We start from the raw sequence: 25,797 nt of genomic DNA on the forward strand, positions 1-25,797 counted from the left end.
TGGCGCTCTTCGTGCGCTGTGTGGGCGCCAGCTCCGCAGGCGAGGGCGAGCATGAGAGACCGGTGAAGAATGCTAGACAGCCGAAGCCGCACATCGGCAAGCCTGCGCGATCTCGTGATCGCGTACAGGCTGGCCAAAACGGACCTCTTCTTCACCCAGAACACTCGCGCTCTCGATCTCATCCAGTACGAGGCCGCACTCGGGGACAATTTGCGCTCGCTTCGTCAACGAATCAACGGCGATAGCGACGCGTGGGTGGATGATCCAGCGTTTCTAGGCGATTCGTACCTTGCCCCCAAGGGCATTCGAACCTCGCAGGATTCTAATGTGGGGAGACAGCCGAACTTCGGCTCATGTCACGCTGCAGTATCGACATGCACGTGCTCTCGACCTACTGGATGATGACTGTCGGCGAGAAGCTAGATGCTCGCCTCTCTGACAACGTGCTGGGCTACCGACTCCGCAGGACCCAAGGCGAGCGGTTCAATGTGCTCGGAAGCGGGTCATTTCCCCCATACATGACTCGGTACCGCAAATGGCGAGACGGCCCGCTCGACGCAGCACGCGATGCACTCCAAGCAGGTGCAGACGTTGCAGTACTGACAGGTGACGCCACGAGGTTCTTTCACTCACTTGACCCCAATTTTCTCACTGAAAGTGGATATATCGAGCAACTTGGATTAGACCTAAACACTCACGAGAGTCATATCAATCAGCTCTTTGTACGTTCCCTCGGCGGTTGGATGAACTCACAGGCGATCTCGAGTTCATTGAGAGCCCGGGGATTGCCCGTCGGGCTTCCTGCTAGCGCGGTCGTCGCAAATCTGGCGCTCGTCGAGCTCGACCGAATCGTCGAGCACGAGGTCATGCCGCTCAAGTACGCGCGCTACGTCGACGACATCGCGATCGTCCTTCACGACAACCCCCGGTTCACCAATGCGACTGAAGTGTGGCGTTGGATCTCCGAACGGTCTGAGGGCACGATTACACCCCCGACGGTCAACAGCGACCAGGACCAAGGCAGCAAGCAGCATCCACGCAACGACGATTCGAGCGCCACGATCTTCACGCCTCCGTTCATGCCGAGCACGCGGGTTGAGTTCGGGAACAAGAAGAACTCGCTGCTGAGGCTCGAAGGTACTCGGGGTACGGACAAGTTGAATGCGCTCGCCGCTCGGATCAGCGAGGCGTCGAGCGAGTGGCGCCTCCTATCGACAGTGCCTGAGAAACTAGACGAAGTGGGAGCGGAAGTCGCGCGAGCAGTTCAACCGAGTGCCGAGCATGGCGGAACCCTGCGCGATGCGGACCTTGTGACGCTGACCAGGTCCCGATTTGCGATCTGCCTATCCGACTATGAGGCCTACGCTCAGGACCTTCCACCAACCGCCTGGTCCGCTCAGCGGAAGAGGTTCCTGCGCGCTGTCCAGGATCACCTGTTGATCCCCAGCGTGTTCTTCGAGCTCGGCAACGCCGCCGGGCGAGTTGTGCGGCTAGGAGTATCGTGTGGCGATTTCGAGGAGGTCGCGAGCCTGATCAAGGGCATCGCTTCAATGGTGGCGGACGCCAAAGATCACTACGCCGTCGACGTCGCAGGCACCAGCAAGGTCACTAGCGACAAAGAGGCGACCGATCAGACACGGATCTGGGACGAGTGGAGGCGTGATCTTGCGGAGCAGTTAAAGGCGAGCGTCCTAGTCGCGCTCCCCCTTGACCGCCAAACGACCTGGGAACCTGACCAAGTCAGCGACGCGCTCTCGTCTCTAAACCCAGACCACGAATGGGTGGGTGATGAGAACGAGTTGTTGCTGCAGGTACACTCCATCAATGCTAGAGACCTAGGCTATCGCCCGCTGAGGCGATACTTCTTGCAAAGCGACCTTCTCGGCACCTCATCAACAAGTCCACTTCCGCGGCTCGGAAAGGGCACCGCCTATCCAGCCGAGATCCTGGCTGGCGCGGAGGCCGTGTGCGAACTTCTCGAGATCCCCGCAGGTTTGCAAGCGGGGGTCGCATTTGCGACGCGCCCCGTCCGACTCGATGAGTTGTACCTCGCGCAGCGGAAGAAAGATCTCTACCCCGATAGTGAACTCCTAGTTCAGGCCATGATCGGTGCACGCGGGTACGAGCCAGGCGATTCGCTAGCCTCAGTAGCCCACGAGAGTACGACCCAGTCGGAATCCCCGAAGCTCAAGCATCAAGTTCTGAAGATCAAGGGCGGCCGCGCCTCTTCCCGATCGCGGGAAGTTCATGTTGCGCTCGGCGTTACGCAGAGCGAGACCGACACTTGGAAAGGTGCGGCGCTGGGAGCGCCCGAGTTGACACTCGCGAAGCGCAACCGACTCGCACGACTCGTCAATGACGTGCTCCGTACGTCGGATGCTCTCGACTACTTCGTCCTCCACGAGCTCGCAATCCCTCCAGCGTGGTTCATGCGAATTGCACTGAAACTGCGAGCTCACGGGATTGGGCTAGTCTCCGGCGTCGAGTACATCACCCGGGAACCTAGGCTTGTCGCAAACCAGGTTTGGGCTGCATTGCCAGTGCACCATCCCGACGTGCCTTCTATGTATATCCACAAGCAAGACAAGCAACTTCCGGCGCCACACGAAGAGGAGCTGCTGACCGAGCTCGGGGACCTGCGCTTTGAACCCATTTCACCACGCACCAACTCTGAGCAGATTCCCGTCATCGATCACGGGGGCTTCTACTTCAGCGTCCTAATCTGCCACGAACTGACTGACATTTCGGCGCGCGCTTACCTTCGTGGAAAAGTCGATGCTCTGTTTGTCCCTGAGCACAACCAGGACATCAAGAGCTTCTCGTCGCTGGTGGAGTCGTCAGCGCTCGACATTCACGCGTACATTGTCCAAGCTAACGATCGACGTTTCGGTGACAGCAGAGTACGCGCACCTAGAAAGAAGGACTACCAGCGCGACCTCGTTCGCGTCTCTCGTGGGACTAGAGACTACGTAGTCGCCGCAACGCTTGACATCGATGCGCTCCGCATCCATCAGTCGATGTACCGGCCCGACCCGAACATCACCGGCTTCAAGCCCTGCCCAAGCGGATTCGAGATCACACCCGCCAGAAAGAAGTCTCCGCCTGTGAAGACTGCCGGGCAGCAAGCTCTCGCGCGCCAGCGTTCGAAGGAGAACCATTAGGCGCCGTGCCACACGCAGGGGCCCGACTCAGACTCGAGCTCTGCTACTCGATTCGTCTATAGAGGTCGCTCGCTGCGGCGCGCAACTGCCGCTCGAGCCTCTCAGCAAACCCAGCGTCGTCGACCCTCACACCGAGCTCGACGTTCGCGTTCTCTGCACTCCACGACATGTTGGCGCTTGTCACGACCACGAAGCGGTGGTCTACCGACACGAACTTGGCGTGGTTTCGCACGTTCTTGCCGTCAAACGGCTTTGTCGCGTACACCTCGCCTGGCGAAACGTTGGCGGAGATCTCACGGGCACTCGGACCGTAACCATTGCCAGCGGCGTCTGCGTCGATGTACACGGTGACTATCACTCCGTCCCGTGTGGCGGCTGCCTGGAGCTCGCTCCACATCCCGGACGTTTCCTGGAAGTTGAACGTTGATGCCACGACAGAGCGCCGCGCGCTTCGGACGAGATCTACCAGCGAGCCTGTCAACGCACCTGACTGAGCCAGGTGCCCCGGCATGGTCCAGATCGCGTCCACCGAGGTCACCTGTGACTTGGCACCCTCGATAGCCCACAGGGCAGCGACAAGGACCTCCCGTCGAGCGCGCAAGCCGTGCGTCACAGCCACTGCCGATACCTCGGCCCGCTGCTCCGCCCGAAGGACACTCAACGCCGACCCGAAGCTCTCGCCCTCGTCGAGGGACGAGGCGACAAGGCGCGCCTCCGTCCCACTCAGGATCTCCCCGAGCCGGCGCATCGCCTCCCCAAGATCAGGAGAAGAACCCATACCCGCCGTACCCCGGTAGGTCCAGCACAAACCGCCGGTCAAGGAAGCGGTTTGCCCGCTCGCAGGACGTCTCAGACGCCATCGCGCACGTATGGCACGCAGCACCGTGAAGGAAATCCTCCGGGTCCTTGGGAACACGCTGCGCACACACGGGGTCGGACGAGCATCGGCGTGCACGCGTGAGCGCGCGGCCCACGATCCGGTTGAGGGACGTGCGCTCACTCAGACTCACCAGGCCACCGAGCGTGCCGTCGGAGTCCGATGCCGTCGTGACAATCAGCAACCCGGCAGCCGCAGGGCGGTCATCGGTCTCGTTCCACGCGTACACGCGCTCGGACAGGCTCGCTGCCGAGTACCCCGAGTACATCGCCATCTCGCGGATCAGCAGGTGGGCAAACGTGTGGGCCAGCCAGTACCGAGCCGGCAAGAAGCGGGAGTCAGCGTCGATGTCCTTCGAGGTCTCCGAGAACCGAGCGTCGAAGTTCCTCTGATGGGAGGCCCGATGCGCCTCCCACAAGTCAGTCGACTCGATCTGCGCTTCCCACTCGGCGACGCGCGCTTCGTCGAGTTGGAGGAAGATGCCTTCACCCCTGTCCTCGGTCGCCACGGCCCATTCGGTTCGCGCACTACGGGTCAGAGGCACCAGCCGCGAAGGCAAGTCGTTCGCACGCTCCATCTCGTCGATGCGTGTGAAGCCCACGAGAGCATTGACCTTGCGCAGACTGTCGACCGCAAGACCGCGAGAGATCCCGAGACCACGCAAGTCAGGATGGAGGTCACCCAAACTGGTCATCGCGAGCCCGGTCTGCTCGTCCACATGATGAGCGCCAGCGGGATCGCGCTGTAGGTAGTTCCACTCCGGCACCAGCAGGTCGATCGGATCGAACCGCGCAAGCTCTGCTTGCCGTTCGTCCTCGCTTGGCGGTGGCGCCATGGACGCAGCGATGGCGGCAAGGAGTTCGTCGTCCGACAGAGCCACCAGGCGCGAGTCGACGTCGTCCAGTTCCTCGCGGATGCGGTCCACATCGGCGTGGTATTTTTCGAGCTTCTTCGGCCCGATCGCAGCCCGCAACTCGTCGCCACGGGTCATGACTGTCTCGGTCTCGCTCTCGGGCATCACAATGACGGACTGGGTCGCGGGAAACCATAGGTTTGAGGCGCCGAGCAGCATCACCCGCGCCTGATGATCGCAGCCATTCTTAGCGAAGAGCCCTAAATGTGGATGCCGCCCACGACAGCGCGGCAGCTTGTCGCGGCCAGCGTCGCCTTGGGCCTCGTTCATGGGCCGCTTGAGGCTGCATGCCTTGCACTCGATGGTGGCCGATGCACCCTTTCCTACCGTCCGCTCGAGCATCGCGAGCGGGCGAATCTCCGCGCCGGATGAGCACGCTTGCCCCTGGTGAACCCACCAGTCATAGGGAAACTCGTCGAGGTGGCCATCAGTGCACGCGAGCAGGTATCGCGCGGCGACGACCTGCGACGGCACCTTGCGGATGCGACCATCCGGGCCGGGGCACTTTCGATGCTCGAAGCGAGCCTCGTCAGGACGGAACGGGTTCGTGTTGACGTAGGTGAACTGGCTGAGAGGCCCCAACTTGTTGCATCCGGTGCACCTGAGCCATTGCGGGAAAACCCGCGCTGGAATGCCAAGGTCTTCGCCCTCCCTATCCGCGAAGGACCGCTTCGGGGCCCACGGGAAGGGCCGCAGCTGCGTGACACCAGGGAGGAAGTTCTTCACGACTGCCAACAGACGCGGTGCGTGAATGGTGGGCACGCTCTCCCGTCGCTCCCAGATTCGGTCCCAGTCGTCGAGCCCTGCGGGCATGGCCGTCAACTGCGGGAGGTCCATCACAGCGCCGGGACCGTACGTGTACAGCAAAGACGATGGTCGCGCCGAGCCAACCTTCGCACGATTGCGCGAGGTCTTCTGCGCGCTCGTTGCGTCCTGGTCCCCGAGCGGATCGAGGACCGCCTCGTTCGGCATCGTCTCAGTCATCGTCGGCTCCCTGGGGCGCATGCCACGCAGGCGCGTGTGACAGCTCGTAAGCCATCAGCTTCTCCTGGAGTGGCGTCACGAGCACGTTGATCTCCGGCTGCACCTCACGCATGGAGTTGGCGACGATGAGCGGAGGCGTATCGGGAGTATCGGATAGCGCGCGCGAGCTCTCTGGCGACAACAGCAAAGCCGCCTGCTTGGTGTCGTCAGTCACCCGTTCGTAGACCAGTTCCTTGCCGTGCGCGACGGCGAACGCCTTCCGCTTTTCCCACTGGCCAAGCCGGTTCAGTAGCCGCTCGGACACCTCTTTCGCCTCCGACTCCCCGCTGGCCACCTTGGCACGCGAGACGATCACCTGAATCATCTGCTTCAGGCGCTCCTTCGCGGTCGAGACATTGGCCGCGCCCTTCTCGGTCGAGACAGTGTCGTCCGAGCGCGTGTCGAGGACCCGCGCAGCGCCCACGAGCACGCCGTCGAACAGCCGCTCGATCGCTGTCAACGAGTATGGCGTGACAGAGAGCGGCTCCACCTGCGAGTAGAACGTCTCGTGGTAGTGACGAAACTGCTCGAAGTGCGCCAAATCACGTGGCCGTGCCCAGTTCCCGAGAGTCACGACGAGTCCGGGCCGGCCCGCGTCTCGACCCACCCGGGAGGACGCCTGAATGTACTCGGCCGTATTCTTGGGCTGGCCCACCACCATCATCAGGCCCAAACGAGTGACGTCAACACCCACCTGAAGCATCGAGGTCGCGAGCACCGTGTCGAACGGAACGACGTCTCGATATGAGATCGTCTCTCCTGCCTTGCGCTTCTCGGCACGGGCGCGACGAGCCGCTGTCGTGTCCCACTCGGCACCGAACTCCACCGCCATCTGATCCAAGGTGGCGGTGATGTCGGTGGACGATGCGCGGGACGTCAGTTCGGCGATGTGCAGCCCGTTCGGTTCGGTGCCGAAGCGCTGCGGGAAGTTCTTTCCCGCCCGCTTCTTCCGCACTGCCGTCTGGACATCGTCACGCATGTATCGGGCCATGCCCGCGAGCTCGCGGGTGGCATTGAAGTAGGCCACAAGAGTCATGTACGGATCCGCGCTGAACGGGCGTCTGGTCGCAGATGCTCGGTTTGCCAGTAGCTGGCCCGCTGAAAGCAGGGTCCCGGCAACGACGATCTCGGCGGCGGTGAGACGCACCCCCGTGGTGCTCACGCCCAAGTAACGGCGCCCGGGTGTCTCGCGGGAGACCGGGACCTCTGCAGAAAAGTACGTGTCGGACACGTCGAGCACCTGCGGTGGGAAGATCGTCGGCTTTCGCCCGTACAGGCCACGAATCTGCGCCGCCGCGTTCCGAACCGTCGCCGTAGACGCCACGACGAGCGCTCGCACAGGCCGACCCCTACTGTCCTTCCAACTGCACATCAGGTCGATCGCGGTCTCGAAAGCGCCCACAGCCGTTCCAAGTGCACCAGTGATAAAGTGCAACTCGTCCTGGATGACCAGGTCCGGAGGCCGCAGGCGATCCACGGGCGCCTTGCCCTCGGATGGTCGCCCATCCTTGGCGGGATGTTTGCCACCGGGAGTCAGGTCGCACCCGGATGAGTCCGGGTGCACGTACCCGTGCCGCGCACACTTCTCCGTCACGTACCCAAACAATGAAGCCGCTTCACCTTCGCGCGCCAGCCGCGCGAACTTGTCCACGGTCGCGATCACGAAGGACGGAGTGAGACGATAGATCTCCTCATCGACTGTGAGAACCGGCAACCCCTCCCTGGCGCTGCCACCCTCGGAGAACGGACAATCTCCGAACTCATCACCGCAGTACACACGGATGCGTCGCTCGACGTCGGAGCCCTTGACGTTCTTGGCGCCAATCGGCGACCCACACCACGGACAGCGCTTGAGCTGGAGCACCGTGAGACTGCGCTTGCTGCCTTCGGACGATGCCTTCGCGAGCTGGTCGGCCGCCTCCTTATAGCGCTTGGGAGACACGGCAGTGCCCACCCACAGGCCGATGCGGAACGGCTCGTTGCCCCAGACCTCCGGAGCTCTGAGTCGTGCAACCTCCGCGGCACATACCAGCGCCGTCGCTCGCTGGAATTGCTGCGCCGTGAGCAGGCGGAGCGTGTAGCGCATCAGCACCGCGATGCCGGAGCGCCCATCGAGTTTGCCGTCGGCAGACTCGATCACACCCTGGCGCCGCCGGATCGCGAACGTGAACGCGGCGAGACCCAGGTACGCCTCAGTCTTGCCGCCGCCGGTCGGGAAGAACAGGAGCTCCGCTCGGGCGACGTCGCTCGACCTACGGTCGAGGTCAGGCTTGGCCAGCGCCTCGATCTGCATAAGCACGAAGGCAATCTGGAAGGTGCGCCATGAGTGCGCCTTCGGACCATTGGCCTTCACTTGGTCGACGGCCTGCGCCAAGGACAACTCGGGCTTCGCCTTTCGCTTCTCGGCAGCCTGACTCTGAATCCGCTGGTCAGCCATCACACGGTTCATGAATGCGAAGCAAAGTTGCGCCTCAGGGTCTTCAGCGAGGAAGTCCAGGCCCGCGTGAAGTTGCACCGCGACGGCCCCGGCATCCTCAACAGCGTCGAGAGCCGTCTCTCGTAGGTGCTCTGGCAGCGCCATGGCTTCTGCCTGGCGTTCGGCGATCCAAGTGTCGTAACCGTCGACGATGGGGCGCAGCGCGTTCGCCAGAGCGGCGCCGTCGCCGGCGTCGGCGACGTCAGCCAGCGCGAGCATGTCCAGCGTGGCGCCTTCGATCTCCCGGGCGCGCGTCTGCGGTGTCTCGGAGACGGGCAGCCACGTGGTCCGCACGTGCGTCGTGCGCCGCGATTCGGGATTCATCGGCGCCCAGTCCACCGAGCATGTGCGGCCCACAGCGAACTCGAGCCTGTCGCGGTACTGAAGCTCAAGCCGCGCGAGCTCGTAGTCAGTCTCAGAGCTCCCGTCCGCGAGCGGATCGGTGACCGGCAGGAACACGTCCTTGCCGCCGGCGTCAATGTCAAGACGCGTCTGATAGAGCCACGCGTCGACAGGGATGCGACGCGGAGTGTGCTTGTCGTTGCACAGGGCGAGTTCGACGATGCGCATGTCGCCTCGGTCCATCACGTCGACACGGAGCACCACTCGGTCCTCGAGCACGACGGTCTCCGTATGGCCGGGCGTGAACGACTGCACCGGGATGATGCTGTGGTGAAGGTGGTCATTGCGCGCGTAGCGGCGTACAGGGCGGCCGGACGGTGTCTCCTCGTCTGAGCGTTGCGAGTGGTAAGTCCCCCATGAGGAGTGAACGGTCACCGACTCAAGGTCGCGCGGTACCTGAAACCGCAGCCCCATCGAGGCAGGGATCATGAGGCCGCGCCGTAGCGGGGCGTCCTCAGTTCCGTCATCATCGTTGGCGACGGGATCGTTGCCGTCCAATTCAACAGGCACGCCGCGGTCGAGTTGCTCGGAGTCGTCGACCGCTTGGTCTTCCTCGTCGTCATCGACGGCGGCGACAGGCCCGCCATCATCGACGAGCTTGGCGGGAGCGATGCGCCCCACCAGGTACAACGCGTCTGGCTGAGCCTCAAGCACCTCGTCCTCGCCGTTGGCGGGTCCGAACAGCTCGCGCTCGAGGATGTCGGTGAGATTCTCGCGGTCGGTCCACGAAGCCCCGTCTGGCTCGTGAGCCAGCGCATACTCGACGGGCAGAGCCGGGTGCGTGCCGGGGTTGTCCGTCACTGGTCGTCACCTTCTTCCTTATCGTCGTCTTCGGCCGGTTCCGCGTCGCCTTGAGCGGCTGCGCGTCGCAGGTTCTCCTCCAACAGACGGTCGAGGAGCTCGACGCGTGCAGCAGGGCTCACGGTCCAGCGTTCCATCTGGCGATAGGTGTGAAAACCGTGGTCGAGCGGAACGTCATCCCAGCCGTAGGCAGCCATGACGGCCTCATCGAGCTGTACATGGATCTCGCGCATGCGCGCGACGTCAGCGTCAGCCGAGCCCGCGACTGAGGGGTCGTTCACGGCGTTGTAGAGCTTGGTGAGACCGAGATCGCGGCGCACCATGACCTCACGGCGCTCGCTGTCAAGAACTTTTCCTGCACGGGCGAGGCTCGGCGTCAGCATCGGGATCGGGATGGTCAAGAACACGTCCGTGGGTGCGTAGCGGGGGTGGTTACGCATCGCTCCACCGTGCCGAATCGCCCACAACTGATGGAGACTCGACGATAGGAAGCCCTGGAGCGAATACGACTCCGTAGCGAAAACCACTACCTGCTCGCTTGGAACCGCGACGTTCGGTACGCGGACCGGCATGAGGCTGTCACTGAGCCTCGCGATTGCGAGATGCGAGTCCAGGGGTTCAAGCGCTTCGCGGAGTCGTACTCGGCCATTCCAGAACTTCCACCACTCGTTGACCATGCGAGGGTACTTCTTGGAGTCTTTGGACGCTCGGAACGGCCGTACCTCGGACTCAAGTCGTTGCCATGGAACGGTGTAAGTCGCGGCTTCAGTGCGATTTCTCTCACGCATGTCGATCACCCAGCGCGCCGGAGAGCAGTCAGGTCGAGAGTTGAGGTCATCGCCGATCAGGTATGGGCGCACCACCTCGGCGTTCTCAGGCTGCGAGGCAATCCACTGCGTCGCTTCAACTGCATCGACCACGAAGCCTTTGCCAAGCACGATGCACCCTTGGAATGCGATTCCAACATTGGCCGCAAGTCGCCGCGGGCTACCAGCAGTGCGACCGGCAGGCTCCAGTGCCGTCGCGATTGTGCGAGTGCGGATGCCATCGGCGACGCGGTGCGAAGACTCAGCTACATTCGCGACAGTTCCCCACACTGCGGCAAACTCGAGTGCAGCGCTCCTGGCAGGCCAAGTCTGGGATTGGATGCATCGCGTGATCTCGAACCCGATCTCTACCATCCGATCAAGGCCGACTTCACGGGTGTCCCCCTGAGCCACTGAGTTGGTCGCGATAAGTCCAGCGGAGCCATGCGCATTGAGCAGGGCCATGGCTCGCAGAAAGAAATAGGCAACGAGATCCCCGTTGCCGCGGTTGTCACCGAGCACGAAGTTGAACCACTGCCTCACGTTCATGCCCATGGCCGGTGTGATCTTCTTGCCACCCAAGAACGGCGGGTTTCCGATGACGGCATCGAAGCCCCCGCGCTCCATGACATCCGGCACCGCAAGCGGCCAGTGCAGCGGCTTCCAGCGCTCGTAGTCGGTCTCGACTTCGGGAGTGAGCCCCGAATCGACGATCGCGTCGAGCATCGCCATATCTCCCCCGCCAGCGCCGAAGGCACGGTCAACAGCGATGCGGAGGTTCTCGTAAGCCTCGTTGAGCTTCTTGCCGGGCTTGCCCCCAAGCGTGAGCCCTGCCGCGATGATCCCATCCGCGACATGCGTCAGTTGCGCGACAGTCTCCTGGTACTGGTCCCACAGACGCCGCTTGGTCCGTGAGGAACGCTGGGGATCGGCATCGTCCACTGCCGTTGCGAGGTTGCGGCGAAGGTCGACGGCACGGCGAATCGTCGCGTCCACGTCGAGCGACTCCACGTAGCCCGCTTCTTCCCCCTCGGCCGCCCAGAGGAGGCCGGCGTGCCGGCTGTGCGACCGGGACGCGACCGCATCGGGATCGATGTGCAGCGCCTCGAGCTGCTTTGTGGACGTGATACCCAGGAGCGAGTTGCCATGCAGGACCTTGTCGTCGACGAAGGAGAACGGCAGGTCCGGGTCGAGCGAGACAAGCCACAGCGAGATCTTGCACATCTCGACGGCCATGCCGTTGATGTCGGCGCCATAGAGACAGCGCGCGACCACTTGTCGGCGCGCTCTCACACGAAGGTGGTCAGCCGCCGCCGATGCGACCCCCTCATGTGTCCACGCCTCGATCAACTTGTCGGCGAGGTACTCAGCCGCCGAGACCAGGAACGCTCCAGAGCCGCACGCAATGTCCGCGACCTTCAGATTGAGGATCTGATCCGATGAGAGGAGGCGCCACGCGTCCCTGTTGGGAGTCTGATAGGGCCCAGGCTGGTAGACCAACGGCTCGAGCGCGTGAAGCACCACCTCTCGTGCGAGGTCCTTGGGTGTGTAGTGCGCTCCGGAGGTTGCGCGAGAAGGCGTCTCCGCGACGATGAGACCGCCCACAGGAGTGACGACCATGCGGTCGCGCAGGTCACGCCGGATCGCACCAGCAAAGGGGCGCAAGCGCTCACGCAACGCCTCGTCACGCGTCACCGCCACCAGGGCACGCTCGGCATCATCGTCCACCTCGGCTGCAAGCGCCTTCGCCAGGGCAGGCACTGATGGAGCCTTCGCTGCGGGTTGGGAGTCCTTGACCCAAGCGAGCACACTCTGGGCGAGCTTCTTGAGTTCTGGACTCTCCGTGGCCAGACCCTCAATCGTCTCGAGGGGAATCTCCGGCTCCTCGCCTTCGCGTCCGAGGAGCCCCAGCGTCGTCTCCATGACCTCCCGTGCCGTGTAGCCGAGCAAGCCTTCGTAGATGTAGCCGATCTGCTCAACGTCCACGTCTCGGAACGAGACCGGACGGCGCTGGCCGCCAATGGTGGCGTACTGCAGCGCCCGAAGCACCTCGAGCATGACGCGGTCGGAGACGGTCACGGCAAGCGCCCCGACGTCATCGCGGGACTCGAGGAACTCAAACCGCGACGGGTCGAACAGGGACCCGCCGTAGGAAGGAAGGCGCATATCTTCGGCGCTCACACCCTCGTACAGGGCACGCGAGGTCGCCAGAAGCCGGTGCCACGTGTCGCTCGTCGCGTCCAGCGACTCCGCGTCCTCATGGTTGAGGCGTCGCTCCAGTGTTCGCAACTGGCCGCCCATACCGTAGCCATCGACGTAGAGTGCGGACTGCGGCATCATGGCGCGGTCCTCGGCGAAGAGTAGGAACACCACGCGCATCATCACGGTCACCGCCGCGTCGTAGACGCGATGGCGATCCGCAGGCAATGGGTCCGCCTTACCAGCTTCACGGGACGCCAGCAGTTCGTCCGAAAACGCCCCCACCAGCAGTTCGACCGCTCGGCGCACCTGAGTGCCCAGGGCGACCGTCAGGTCCTCTGCAGCGGTAACCGAGTCCGCAAAGATGGCGGTAGTCCGCTCTTCGGATTTACCTCCTGCCAGTCTGATGGGGCTCAGGAGCGCGAGGAACCCGTCGCGCACATCGGGCTCATCAATCCACGTCTGCGCGTCGACGATGCCCGAGGCCACCAAGGTGTCCTCCGACGCACTGACGAGACCCCACCATCGGCCGTCCGTGACGACCCCAACGGGCACCTCGTTCTCTCGCAACAGGTGTTCCATGCGATCGATGGGGCTCGCCGCCCATCCATCGGTTCCTGGCTCCCGCAGGCTCGTCACCGCATCGACGGCGAGAACGAGCACGTGCGCCGATCCTTCTCGCGAGAATGCGAGCGTAGGAGCCACCGAGACGGAGCCGTCTGGTGACTCGATGTGCTTCAGGTGAGGTGAGGATGCTGCGTCAACGAGATGAGCTCCCCATCCCGCAATCGACTCGAGAACCACCCTGACCCACGCGTCCCGGGCACCGCGGTACGCAGCGGCAGCGCCCTCCGCAGCGGGATCGCTCGTATACGTGTCCCATGCGCGCTCGAACTGCGGCTTTGCGTCACGAAGCACCGCCTTGGCCCCGTCTTCCATGGCAGGCACACCCTGAGGCCATACCTTGCGCAACGCGGGGACAGAGATGAACGGACCATCGCGATCGACCAACTCGAGCCACTCGCGGAAGCGCTGGGCAACCGGCTTCACAGGCGGTTTCATGACACCCTCCCCGCCGCCGCATCGGCCGGCGTCAGTGCGAACACGACGGCTGCCGCCGAGACGTACGGCTGCACATCCACGTACCGCGCCCGAAGTTCGGCAATCTCCCGCGCCTCCTCGTCGGCAAGCTCGTCGAGTCGCCGCTCGATCGACTCGATGTCCTTGCGGTACTGGCGCAATTGGTCGGGGTTCATCGAGAACAGCGCTTCTCGCTCATCCTCGAGCGAGCGTCGCATCGTCCCCACGGACTCTTGCAGGTTGAGCCGGAACGCACCGTATATCTGCTCCGCGCGCGCGATGTCCGCGGCCTCGCGCTTCTCAAGGTCACTGCTCACGCTCTCGCGCCGCGCATCGGCCCGGCGATGCATCGCGTTCTCCAAACGCGTCCGCAAACGCCCTCCCTCGGAGGTCCATAGTTGCGAAACATGGCTGCGGAGGTCTGCGTCGGCGAGTGCCAGATCCGGGTCGTCTAAGGTGCGCTCGAGCAGTGCCTCCACTTTCGCCTCCGCCAGTGCCTGGCCTCGTAAACGCACGCCCGCCAGGAAGACCTCCTCGTGAAGCCGCAGTCCCCCGCGACCCACGAGTACGAGGCGGCTCGCGGCGGCCACACAGGACTCCTCGAGATCGTCGACCACCACGGCTGTCACGCGGTTCATGGCGGCATCGGCGCTGAACAATGACGCTCGCAGGGTTCGCGACGCCTTCCGCATGAGCGCATGACCCAGGTGGACCCGCACGATGGTCTCGTCAGGATCATCGTCTGCGATGTCGTCTGCGAAGGTGATGGGACGGAGCCTGTCCGGCTGCAGGCGCGTGGCGAGTCCTGATGTCGCACTCTGCCAGCCGCGCGCGAGCGGAGGGAGCTCGAAGACGTCGGCGTCCGTCAGGTCACTGCCGATCTCGCGAAGCGGGGGCTGTGCCGTCACGGCGAGGGCCGTGTCGACGACCCTCCTGCCGTTCGACGCGGTGAGGTGCATGCGCTCCTTCTGAGAATCGAAGGTGCGCGCCAACTGGGTGAGTTCCCGGTTGAGTTGGGCGCTGCCCGCCATAGCCCGATTGACGGCTTGAGTGTTCTTGTCCGCACCCGCTTTGTCCGTTGCTATCGCGATGCTGCCGAAGTGACCCTGAATGTCAGAGTCGATGACGGGGTTCACCGAACCGAGGTCCCCGGCAATGGTCGATACCTTCTCGGCGACGCGCCGCATGAAGTCCATGTCCGCTGCGTATGTCGCCGCGGTCGACTCGGGCAGGAACTGGAAGATCTGTGGAGTCTCGGTCTGTCCATAGCGGTCGATGCGACCAATGCGCTGCTCGAGACGCGACGGATTGAACGGGACATCGAAGTTGATAAGTCGATGGCAGTGGTTCTGGAGGTCGATGCCCTCGCCTGCAGAATCAGTTGCCACGAGGACGCGGATCGGGTCCTGTGCCGGGTTCGCGGTGAATCGAGCGCGCACGTCGGCGCGTTCCTCCGCATCCGTCGACCCCTGGATGACTCCCAGGCGAGACTCGTCGTACCCACGCTGCCGGAGGTTGCTGACGATCCACTCGAGTGTGGTGGCGTACTCCGTGAAGATCACGACGCGCTCGTTGGACCAGTGCTTGGTGTCTGGACGACAGATCGCATCGAGCCACTCGATGAGGGCGCTCAGACGGGAATCCGGCTTGTGCTCGTAGGACAGCCCCCATGCGGTGAGTGTCGCGATCTGCTCCGGAGTCGCCGCCACTAAGGGATTGTTGCCCTTCGACTTGCGCAGGGCGTCGAACTCCGGGTGCTCGACCGCGCCCTCTTCCTCGTCGCTCTGACTGCTACCGAGGACTTCCAGATAGTAGTCGGCCTCCGGCTCCCACTCCGAGCTACCGGATGCGGCTTGGGCATAGAGACTCAGCGTGGACGCGAAGGCGTAGGGACTCGACAGGAATCGCTTCTTGAGCAGCATCGACACGATGTCGCCGCCGCGCTTCGTGTCGTTTGCGCGTGCGCTCTCGGTCAGGATGCTGTCGAGCGTCTCGAACGCCTCCGACTCGTCACCGGAGGGGCTGAAGGTAATGGTCTTGACCTCGCGCTTGCGGAAGTTCTTCTCCGCAATGTCGCGCTTGAGTCTGCGCACGGTGACCTCGGCGAGGGCCTTCTCGTCGACGAGTGCCCCTCGGCTGAAGCGGCGGTCGTCGACCATCTCGAGGAGTGCGGTGAACGACTCGGTGTGCCCGTTGTGCGGCGTGGCGCTGAGGAACAGGCGGTGCTCGCACTGCTTCGCGAGCGCGCGCACCGCGATGGTGCGCTGGCTGTCGACCGCGTAGCCGCGAGCCTGGCCAATCCGCGACGGGCTCGAGGGCGCGGCGTGGTGAGCCTCATCGACGACGAAGATGTCGAACGCGTAGCGCCGCGCCGAGTTCTCGATGCCGACGTCACTCAAGACGTCGCGCACCAGGCGCTGGGCACGCAGGCCGGGCAGCCACGCCATGCTGATGATGACCCGGGGAAAGAGCTTGAGCGGGTTGGCCCCGAGTCCGTGGGTGCGTCGGACCTCTGCCATGAGCTCGCTGTTCACGATGACGAAGTCGAGACCAAACTTGTCCCGCATCTCCTCCTGCCACTTGGTGGCGAGACTCGGGGGACACACGACCGCCACGGACCGGGCTCGGTGGCGGAGCAGGAGTTCCTGGATGACCAGGCCGGCCTCGATGGTCTTTCCCAGGCCAACGTCATCTGCGAGCAAGAGATTGGCGCGAGGCGCCTGGAGCGCTCTACGCAGCGGCTCGAGCTGGTAGGCCTCGACGTTCGCGCCGGAGCGGAACGGCGCTTGAAAGGCCGAGGGGTTCGCGGTTGTGACCGCTCCCCACCGCACAGCATCGACGAATGCAGCGAGCATGTTGGGGTCGTCGAAGCCGTCCTCGGAGATCACTTCCGGTAGGCCTTGGTCTGGCGCAATCGAGTGGCCGACCTCGAGCTCCCACACAACGTCGAGTTCATCTCCCAGGCGGTCCTCCGCAAGGGACTGGAGCGAGACAACGTGGTTCAGGCGCGGTCGTCCGTCGTCGGCGGGGCTGCGCGGCAACGCCTGTTCGCGCACGTCGGAGACTGCCCATACCTCTCCGCGGACGTCGACAATCTGACCGGGTTCGGGCGTCGTCGGCACAGCAGTCACAGATCTTCCCTATCGCGAGGCGGCACGCGGGCGTGCGGGTGAAACTTCTCGGATCCTAACGGTGGCTTTGGGGTCTGAGTCGCGCTTGCGGGCGAGTCGCAGTCAGGCATCGTCGTCGCGCCTGTCGGACTCGATCATGACGCCGTCTGGCGGCACCATGCCGCGAGTTGCCATCCACTCCATCAAGCGCTGAACCCCGTCGACCTTCTTCTTCGCATCCTGCGTGAGCTTCTTGCCCTGCCCAGAAGGGTCGTTGAGCTCCTCGAAGGCAAGCAGCGCGCCGGTCGCTTCGATGAGGGCATTGCCGGCAGCTACCCACTCGAAGCCCGGTTTTGTGTCGACTCCAATGCGTTCAGCGACGAGGCGCGCCGCAAGGAGGTCTCGGAGCCCCGCGAGAACCGCCTCCGACGATTGAGCGCCGAGCGTTCTCCCGAGCGTGACCGCAGCACCACTTCCCACACCCGCGACGCCACCAACTACCATCAGGCCGCCTGCGATGCCTCCCGGTCCCAGGGCCGAGAGCCCTGCAAGAAAGGCTGCTCCTCCGGCAAGGCCTGCAGGTGCAGCCGCGACGGCAAGAAACGGTGCCGCCACCACGGCCACACCTGCCAGAACAACTGCGGTTGCCAGCGTCGCGACGCGCTTGACTGTCCGCCCTTGTTCCTCCCCGACTGTCTTGACCTCGTCGACCGCTCTCTCAACGATGTCGACGTAGTTCTCGGGAATTCCAAAGTCCATCGCTACTTGACGACGCACTCCCGGCGCGACTTTGGAGTAGTCCACGCTGAATGGCAGGAGGGGATTTGCTCGGTAAAGGTGGACCAAGAACATCGGAATCTGTTCTGGCGCAACCCTGCCGTGCAGCCAAGGCTTCATGTCTCGGTCGAGGTCATCGAAGATCGGACGCGACCCAGAATCCTGTGCGGCCTTCAGCGCGTGCGAGGCCAGCCACTCGCGGATGCCACGGACACGTTCCCGCTTGTCTTTCGCGTCTCGCTGGGGCGAGGTCTGCAGAGCCATCTCAATGCGGTAGCAGTGCTGCAGTGTGACCGAGGTCAGGAGGTCACTGCCCGACCACTCGTCCCGATTGGGACCTTCCGCAGACGGCACGAGCCCGCGCTCTCGGACACCGCAAAGTGCATTGCCGATCTCCCTGCAGATCTGCGGCTGCTGTAGCGCATGCGCTACGCCGTGGTCCCTGAACCGCCCATTGAGCGCAAGGTTGACAGCCTCCGGGATCGGGCTGCCAATACCGCCCGCGCTCGGCACGAAGTCCATCGCGTTGTAGACGTTGATCCAGGCACCGACCGCAGCAAGATTCGCGTGCTTGTATGCACTGACCGCGAATTTCCTGAACGATTGGCGTCCAAGAGGTGAGCCGATGGTCACCAGCAGGCGGACGTTCATACGCTGCGGCAGGTGTCCGAGCAACTCCAAAGCGACCGCGGTCCCGAGAGAGTGGGCGATGATTACCCAGTCGCCGCTGGCGTCCCCGAGGTCGTCGAGCACGCGCCGGACGATCTGCGGATGGCTTTGGACTGCGAGGAATGCGCGCACCTGCGCGAAGATCGGCAGTGCTGCTACGCCGAGCTTCTCCAGGCGCTCGTCGTCGAATGGCCCCCGACTCGGAGCAAACCGCGCACCCGCCACGCGCCGCGCCACGACGCTCTGTCGCGCGGCGAAGTCACTACGCCCGACACCATTCGAGTACTCAAGCGGCTGGCCCCCATCCGCGTCGACGAGGGCGGAGAGCAAGTCGTCGTAGTGAGGCTCTACTAGGTCCGATAGTTCAACGGGAGAACGTTGGTCGTTCGCGAGCGCCTCATTCAGCGGCGCGCGCCAATCAACAACCTCCGCGCTATTGATGCCGTGCAGGAAAAGCACCCTCACTTGCTCTGCCACAGTAGCTAGCCTATCGACCCATCTGTTCTCCAGGCGCGATTGGCGTCTACTCGCATGTCGCGCGCGATGGGCGCAGTCAGGTCGATGCGCATCCACTCGGCCGAGCGTCCGACTGTTCTCAACAAATCACCCTGCCGCGGCTGCCCGAGCAATTGTCGGTACGTCACCACTGTCCTGAGTAAGCGGTTGTAGTGCTGGAGCTCGCGGCTCAGGGGTTGCGCGGGCACGTACCGTTCGATCGCGGCGCCGCCGACTCGCGGGTAGATCCAAAACGGCACCACCTCGGAATCTGCCTCAGCGCGACCATCGACCGCAGAAGAGAAGACCGCGCCCCAAGGGTCGTCGTAGTCGTGGTCAAGCGCCGCTACTCCATAGTCGTGTGCCACGTTCTTGCGGACGGCATGGCCCTTGTAACGGTGCACCCGCCCCTCGCGCTGCTCAAGATCCACCGGGTTGCCCGGCAAGTTCCAATGCACGATCGCATGGGAGTAGGTGTGGAAATCCAGACCCTCCTGGCCCACAGAGGTCGACGCGAGAACGAAGGGCCTGAACGGCGAGTTGTAGGCGACGCGTACGGCACCCTCTCGCACAACCGCCTTGTCGTCCGACTGCGCTCGACCGTAACGAGCCGCGAAGTGGCTGCCGACGCGGTGAGGCGTCAGCTCGATCCGATCAGACTTGACGGCAATGTCCTCGACAACGTTCGTCGCCGTCCGTGTGGACAGTGCCTCGCCAATGACAGCCGCGATGCGCCCAACGCGATCATCCGGACCAGCGTCCTGGAGCCCTTCTGACTCCAGCAACACGTGGACGTACTCGTCGAGCACCGCCTGCACGCCGCCATCGATACCGTGGTGCAGCACTGAGCGCCAGTAGGCCTCGCCGTCGTGCGAACGCAACAGGGCGATGATTTCGGGTTTGTTGAACATTGAGCGCAGTCCCAGAGCGATCTCGATCGCACCGCCGCGCACTGCGGCATCGGCCAAGGCATTGGCGCCTCCGGCCACGCGTGAGAGTGCGCGAAGTCCGACGACCCCTAAGCCGGCGATGGCAACATCGGTCAGTACGTCTGCGAGATCGCTCGGCACTGCGCCGAGACCGAGCGCCGCCAGGTCTTCTGAAGTGCGGACTGAGTCGAGGCGAGAAAGGAGGTCGAGGTGCTCCTTGAGGCGGCTTGTCCCTTCACCCTCGTCGATCGCACGTGACTTGACCTGCCGAGAGAGCTCGCGCACGCTCAGACTCTCGACGTCGCGATCGAGCATGGCCGCCACGACCCAGTACCACCGCGAGTCGGTCGCGCCTCCGATCTCTGGCAACGGCGGCATGCGGCTCAAGAGGCCATCGACCCGGTCGCGCACGATGCCGATCATGTGATTGCGATCCATCGGCATCGCGCCGACCTCGCGCGCGATCGCGAGAGGATCGCCGACCCGCGCCAACGCCGCCGACGGGTACAGGAGCATCATCGTCGTGCCGGCAGGCCGGTACTGGAGCGGGGCGGTGGTCGATCGCTGTTCGTCGTATGTACGGCCCTCTAGTCCGGCACGTTCGAGCGTTCGGCGCTCAGCCTCAAAGCTCGTCATAACCGCGATGGCCTTCGGCACCACCGCCCACGCCGAGAAGATCAGGCGCTTGGTGAACTTCCGGAGTTCGGCATCTGCATAGTCAGCCCGTAGCTCGTAGTACGGCATCGATGGCGGTAGCCACGCGAGCTTCCATGCGCCCCGATCCAGCACATCGGCGAACAGCCCACGGAGCTTTGCGTTGCCCGGATCGACGCGGGCGTACGCCGCGATGTCTTCGCGACGAAGCATGCCCGGCGCGTTCTCAAGGAGCTTGGCGAGGAACGGATCGCCAGTGTCCACTGCAGCCTCGAAGCGCTTGCGGATCTGGTACGAGCCTCGTTCCATGAGGTTCAGCGGATACGGACTCGAACGCCAGTACTCGAACACGTCGTGCCGGCCGAGGTGCCGCGATGCGGCATCGAACGTGGCCCATGACCGAAGGTCAGCGCGGTCGATGACGGCACGTGGCATCGGTACTTCGCGCAGCATCCCGTCTCGATCCGGGGTCGAGGAGAGACGCTCCATCCGGCTCATCACGCGCCTCAAGGTCTGTTCGACTCGAGCGCGCGATTCGAGCGCGGATTCCGTCGGGGCGCCTGCGACCGCCGCTTCCCGCATGACTCGTAGGTCCTCGCGCACTCCGCGGGCTGCGTCCTCACCCGCGAGAAACCCGACCGTCCGCTGGAAGTCGTCGTAGTGGTCGTCGCCGCTCGGCTCGTCAGGCAGCGTGTACATCTTGAACGGCGTCGCCGATAGCAGCAACACACGCGCCTTCTCGTGGTCGAACACTTCTCGGGCGAGGTCTGATCCATAGCCGTCGCCGTCAAGCACGTCCTTGAACCGCTGAAACTCGTCGAGGATGACGAGGTTAGGCTCGAGATGCTCGACCGCTGCGCGAGCGACCACGTGACGCAAGGCTCCAACCAGACGATTGCGCCGGGCGCTGAGTCGCCAATCGGGGTCTCCGCGGAGGTAGTTAAAGTCTTCGACACACGCCTCCAATTCCGCGCGCAGCGACCCTCCATCGGGCCCGGTTGCCAATTCGATCTCCGCGCCGAACGAGTCCACCAGTTCACCATCAAGCGTGCTGCGGTCGAACTGGGAAAGGTGCCACTGGAAGTTGCTCTCACTCATCGTGGCTTGGAAGAACCGCTTCCATCGCCGAGCCCTCACGGCATCAGCACCCCACGCGCCAGCGAGCATCCAGTAGAGCATCACGCGCTCTTCGTACTTGCCACCCTGATTGCCGACCTCGAACGAGGTCCCTGGCGTGAAGGATATGAAGTTGACCTTCTCAGCGCGTAGGTCCTGGAGCGCCTTGGGCAGGAGCGTGAGCCGGTCGGCGTGGCGGAGTTCAGCACCGCCGACGACGTTGAGCCGGCTGAGGTTCTGCCGCGCGATCTGCGTGTTGGAGCAGATGTAGATGATGTCGATACGGTCTTCTTTGTCCCACAGATGCTCGACAGTCTTGGCGATCACGCCCTTCGCGATCATGGTCTTGCCCAGGCCCACTTCGTCGGCCACCAGGAAGCGCTTGGTCCAGTCCTCGTCGGCCCAGAGGCGCCGGAAGGCATAGTCGACCGTCCGGCGTTGGAAGTCCTTGAGGCTGGCGAGGATCTTGTCCGTATCCGGGCGATCACGGGTGGCACTCATGAGCGCTTCTCCTGGTGGACGGACCACACCATGTCCCACAGCTCTTCGAAGCCTTCCGGCATCAGGTCCGACCCGCCTCTTGCCTCGCGGAGCTCGGCCATGGCTCCTGCAATGCGCGCGAGCGCCCCGTCGTCACGCCCGATCGCGCGTACGAGAGGCTCGAAGAGCGCGACATCGTCGTTGCTGCCGCGTACACCGGCGCCCCATGTCACCGCATCGGCGCCTGACAGTTCCGCGAGAAGAGCGTCATAGGACGGGTCTCCGAGCAGGAAGATGAGATAGCGCAACACGTCTCGCTGGGACTTGAGCACGGAAACGACGGCGTTCTTGCGCCGATCGCCCACATCGCCGGTGAGCTCGGCCTTGACGACGCACCGCCGTGTCACCCTCGCGTCGCCTCTGCCCGCCGTCGTCTCCAGGGCGATGAACGGCGTGACATTCTCCGTCGCCACGGTCCACTCCATCGTCGAGGCCACCTCGCGCGCGTGGCCATCCCGCGCGACGGAGATCGGCCATACGACGGTGTCGCCGGGCAGCTCGGGCGGCACCACCAGCGCGAGTGCCATCTGCGCACGGCCCTCGTCGATCGCCGCGACATGAGCCAAGACGCCGGCCTCCGCGACGGCGCGGTGGAACGCCTCGATCTGATAGGTCGTCGCGATCTGGGCGTCGTCGATCCCGTCAGGTTCGGCGGCAGATGCGGGCTCGAGCATGCGGATCAGGCCCGGCGCCTCGTCCGTTCCGTTGAGCACGTGCTTGACGCCACATTCGCGCGTCGCACCGCGCAGCACCACGTCGAACTCGACGTTCCCGCCCCATCGCGCGCTCGTGAGGTTGGCACTGCCGGTGACGACCTCGGACTCGTCTCCCTCGAGGTCGACGACGAAGGTCTTCGCGTGGAGCCCCTCGTTGACGCCGCCGAACTCGAATCCGACGGCCTCCGCCTCTCCGACCTCGGAGCCCGCCGCCACCTCCGCCAAGCGCTGCAGAACGTTCGTATCCCAGCCGCCAAGCGCATCTGCGCCGACAAGGTCGAGAGACTCCTGCCGCGTGATCAGCGTCCGCGACTTCGCGAGAGCGCCGATTGCGTGGACGCCGCCGCGCGACAGGAATGGGCTGATCGCGAGCACTCGCCGCGCGTGCTCGGGGAAGGGCCACACGTCCGCATCGGCGATGCCGATCGGTAGCAGCTCACCGGAAGTGAAAGGCGCGGGCGCCTCGAGCCGCGTCTTCCTGAGCGTTCTCACAAGGCTCGCGATCTGCTGCGCGCGGTCGCTTGCCAGCGGCTGCAGACCGAGGCCGGGGAGCGCCTCGACGAACCCGGCCATCGGCGCGGCGTCGATGGTGCCGCCTGGGGCTTCGTCGAGCACGAGCGCCGTGTCCCACGACCGGTCGAACGTGATGTTCCGGCTCAGCACGACGACCCGGTGGAGGAAGGAGGACCGCGACTCGTCGGCGAATCGCAGCACCCAGACCTTGGGGTGGAAGATCGCGCCATCATGCGGCGCGACGACCTCGCGGACACTGTCCTCCACGAAGATCATGATGCTGCGGTAGTTCGGTGGGACGTGGATGCCGCCGGCCTGGCAGAACACGGTGGTCCGGCCCGCGTAGCGTCGCACCGCCTCCAGCAGACGCACCGGGTCGGCGACATCCAGGTCCGAGCCCGCGAGGCGGTCCTCGAGCGCGAACGAGAGCGGTGCCAGCAGCAGGGCGGTGAGATCCATCGAGTAGGTGGTGCCGACAGCGACGTCGACACCCATGCCCGCCGGCGGTCGGAGCGCGTCCGTGAGCAGCACGCGGGTCTCAGGGGTGAGCGTCATGCGGCGTCCCTCGCCTGGTAGAGGTCCCGCAAATGCGCCGAGGTATTGGCCCAGCGGAAGTCAAGACGACTGAGCCCGCTCGATCCCGACCAGCGATCGAGCGCGGACTGGTTCACGAATCGAGCACGGCTGCCCTTGATCTGTCGCTCGCGGGTCTCGGCGAGCCGCGCCGCCTCTTGGCTCGTCAGGAGCTCCCCGCCGGAGCTCGCGATGTCCACCCAGGAGTCGACGAAGGCTCTGGTCGAGTGCCGAAGCTGAGGGTTGTGGGTCCCGATGAACCGCCACCACGCGACTCGGTCCCACGTCGAGGCAAGCTCACGTGCGCCGGAGTCCTGCCACTCAGCGAGTGACTCTTCATGGCCGGCGAGTACATCGTCGCGTGCCGCCTTGCGCGCCAGCGCCACGTTGTAGATGAGCGCCGCGCCGTGAACGAGGGCGCTGAATCGGCGGGCATGATCGACGACGTTTCGCAGGTCCTCTGGGAGCTCGTCGGCGTTGCCGACCTCCCACGGGTAGCCTGCACGATCCGGCCCGTCCATGTTCGGCGGCGGGTTGCGCGCGAGCCACGCGAGAAGCGTCCCCCGCGTACGTGTCGCAACCCGGTACGAGAGGTACTCCTCCTCACGCGGCGTCAGTTGGAAAGTCACCTCGCTGAGGAACCCGTCGGGAGGCGCTGGAAGCTCGGCATCGATGCCGTCTCCCGGCAGCGACATATGCGAGTCGATGTCGTCTGCGTCCGCAGTCCGGTCTCGGAGCGACCTGAAGTCGGAAAGGCGCCGGTAATAGGCGTCGGGCGAAGCGGCGTCCACCAGGCCCCAGTTGCCGAGCGCCGACCAGTAGACGTCACCCGGTAGCCTCTTGAGCGAGCGCCGCGCGACGTTGCCCATGACACCCTCGGTCTCGCCGCCCGCGAGCAGGCTGTCAATCAAGCGGTACTGCAGGTGCCGGAACTCCGCGGACATCTCAGCGGGGGTGTGCTTGCGCGAGGCGGCCTTCATGAGCCATGGCAGGAACAGGACGTACCGGAGTCGAGTGTGCAGGGTGGACGTGCCAGGGAACATGGCGTTCGCGAGAGTGTCGCGTATTGAACCGATGCCCAGTTCGTCAATGGTGCCTTGCTCGCGGAAGAGATCGACGATCTCAAGCATGCGACGCCGCTGCTCGTCATCGTTGTCGAGCCACCCGAACGCCGAAGTCATGGTGCGATCCTGGCGTATCGGCCTGACTTTTCCAATGAACGATCAGGCGATGGTTGGCAATGTCACAGCGCTCTGTCAGGATCAACACCGTGACAGTGCTGGGGCTGGACTCGTGCAAGGGCGGCTGGGTTGCCGTCGCTATCGACGAGACGGGCTATGTCGACGCGTTCGTGGCGTCCTCGATCGGCGTTGCTGAGCGCACCGGACGCGAGCGATGGGCCGTCGCGACGATCGTGGTCGACATCCCTATCGGGCTGCCCGATTCGGGACCACGCCTCGCAGACGTCGAAGCGCGAGCTTTCATCCGTCCCCGCAGCAGCAGTGTCTTCTCCACTCCAGTGCGCCCCGTGCTCGCCGCCTCGTCCTACGACGAGGCGAGGGCGGCGAGCATCCAAGCCACCGGCGGCACCAGTCTGTCCAAGCAGGCATGGGCGATCTGCGACCGTATTCGCGACGTCGACGACCACGTGCGAAGCGGAGAGTCTCACGTGCGCATTCTCGAAGGCCATCCCGAGGTGTCGTTTCGCGCGATGGCTGGCGTCCCGCTTCTCGACTACAAGAAGTCGATCGAAGGAGCATTGCACCGGCGCGAACTGCTCCACGGCGAAGGCATTGAACTGCCGCGCGGTATTGAACGCGATGTCAAGAGCGCCGCTCTTGACGACATCCACGACGCCGCGGCGATGGCATGGACCGCCCGCCGGGCCGAGCGTGGCGAGGAGCGGTCGATGCCCGATCCTCCCGAGCGCTTCTCGGACGGCTTCTTGAGCGCGATCTGGTACTGAG

11 protein-coding genes are annotated in these 25,797 nt (G+C 64.3%); 2 read left to right on the forward strand and 9 right to left on the reverse strand.

The genetic code is table 11. The features are described 5' to 3' along the window. Positions 1-374: 374 nt before the first annotated feature. Complete coding sequence (locus ACNI14_RS03585) at positions 375-3,161, forward strand: reverse transcriptase domain-containing protein (protein ID WP_420518596.1); 2,787 nt, start codon at positions 375-377, stop codon at positions 3,159-3,161. Between the two features lie 43 nt (positions 3,162-3,204). On the opposite strand, the gene drmC is transcribed toward ACNI14_RS03585, so the two are convergent. The 9 genes from drmC to ACNI14_RS03630 form a co-directional block, all read right to left on the reverse strand. Further along, a complete protein-coding gene (gene drmC / locus ACNI14_RS03590; RefSeq protein WP_420518597.1) occupies positions 3,205-3,939 on the reverse strand; it encodes a DISARM system phospholipase D-like protein DrmC in 735 nt (244 codons plus the stop codon). Then, complete coding sequence (gene drmB / locus ACNI14_RS03595; RefSeq protein ID WP_420518598.1) at positions 3,923-5,935, reverse strand: DrmB family protein; 2,013 nt, start codon at positions 5,933-5,935, stop codon at positions 3,923-3,925. Before drmB ends, drmC begins: the two co-directional genes overlap by 17 nt. After that, positions 5,928-9,653, reverse strand: a complete 3,726-nt coding sequence (drmA, locus tag ACNI14_RS03600) for a DISARM system helicase DrmA (protein WP_420518599.1) — start codon at positions 9,651-9,653, stop codon at positions 5,928-5,930. Before drmA ends, drmB begins: the two co-directional genes overlap by 8 nt. Continuing rightward, positions 9,650-13,720: a DNA methyltransferase gene (locus tag ACNI14_RS03605; protein WP_420518600.1), complete on the reverse strand. Its 4,071-nt coding sequence runs from the start codon at positions 13,718-13,720 to the stop codon at positions 9,650-9,652. The genes drmA and ACNI14_RS03605 overlap by 4 nt, the downstream gene beginning before the upstream one ends. After that, positions 13,717-16,869, reverse strand: a complete 3,153-nt coding sequence (gene drmD, locus ACNI14_RS03610; protein WP_420518601.1) for a DISARM system SNF2-like helicase DrmD — start codon at positions 16,867-16,869, stop codon at positions 13,717-13,719. The genes ACNI14_RS03605 and drmD overlap by 4 nt, the downstream gene beginning before the upstream one ends. A gap of 102 nt (positions 16,870-16,971) precedes the next feature. Next, a complete protein-coding gene (locus ACNI14_RS03615) occupies positions 16,972-18,771 on the reverse strand; it encodes an alpha/beta hydrolase family protein (RefSeq protein ID WP_420518602.1) in 1,800 nt (599 codons plus the stop codon). Between the two features lie 5 nt (positions 18,772-18,776). Further along, on the reverse strand, positions 18,777-21,989 hold the full coding sequence (locus ACNI14_RS03620) for a DEAD/DEAH box helicase (protein ID WP_420518603.1): 3,213 nt from the start codon (positions 21,987-21,989) through the stop codon (positions 18,777-18,779). Next, positions 21,986-23,812, reverse strand: a complete 1,827-nt coding sequence (locus ACNI14_RS03625) for a phospholipase D family protein (protein WP_420518604.1) — start codon at positions 23,810-23,812, stop codon at positions 21,986-21,988. The genes ACNI14_RS03620 and ACNI14_RS03625 overlap by 4 nt, the downstream gene beginning before the upstream one ends. Further along, the gene (locus ACNI14_RS03630; protein WP_420518605.1) at positions 23,809-25,011 is read right to left on the reverse strand and encodes a DUF6361 family protein; all 1,203 of its coding nucleotides are present in this window, start codon (positions 25,009-25,011) and stop codon (positions 23,809-23,811) included. Before ACNI14_RS03630 ends, ACNI14_RS03625 begins: the two co-directional genes overlap by 4 nt. Positions 25,012-25,070: 59 nt before the next feature. On the opposite strand from ACNI14_RS03630, the gene ACNI14_RS03635 reads away from it, so the two are divergent. Continuing rightward, complete coding sequence (locus tag ACNI14_RS03635; RefSeq protein WP_420518606.1) at positions 25,071-25,796, forward strand: DUF429 domain-containing protein; 726 nt, start codon at positions 25,071-25,073, stop codon at positions 25,794-25,796. Position 25,797: the final 1 nt, after the last annotated feature.

Origin of the sequence: Demequina pilifera, from assembly GCF_048814985.1 — a bacterium.
In the GTDB taxonomy this organism is placed as follows: Bacteria; Actinomycetota; Actinomycetes; order Actinomycetales; family Demequinaceae; genus Demequina.

Coding starts and splice junctions, on each gene's coding strand:
- ACNI14_RS03585 (WP_420518596.1), top strand. CDS start 375: ATGCACGTGCTCTCGACCTACTGGATGATGACTGTCGGCGAGAAGCTA.
- drmC (WP_420518597.1), bottom strand. CDS start 3,939: ATGGGTTCTTCTCCTGATCTTGGGGAGGCGATGCGCCGGCTCGGGGAG.
- drmB (WP_420518598.1), bottom strand. CDS start 5,935: ATGACTGAGACGATGCCGAACGAGGCGGTCCTCGATCCGCTCGGGGAC.
- ACNI14_RS03605 (WP_420518600.1), bottom strand. CDS start 13,720: ATGAAACCGCCTGTGAAGCCGGTTGCCCAGCGCTTCCGCGAGTGGCTC.
- ACNI14_RS03620 (WP_420518603.1), bottom strand. CDS start 21,989: ATGAGTGCCACCCGTGATCGCCCGGATACGGACAAGATCCTCGCCAGC.
- ACNI14_RS03625 (WP_420518604.1), bottom strand. CDS start 23,812: ATGACGCTCACCCCTGAGACCCGCGTGCTGCTCACGGACGCGCTCCGA.
- ACNI14_RS03630 (WP_420518605.1), bottom strand. CDS start 25,011: ATGACTTCGGCGTTCGGGTGGCTCGACAACGATGACGAGCAGCGGCGT.
- ACNI14_RS03635 (WP_420518606.1), top strand. CDS start 25,071: ATGTCACAGCGCTCTGTCAGGATCAACACCGTGACAGTGCTGGGGCTG.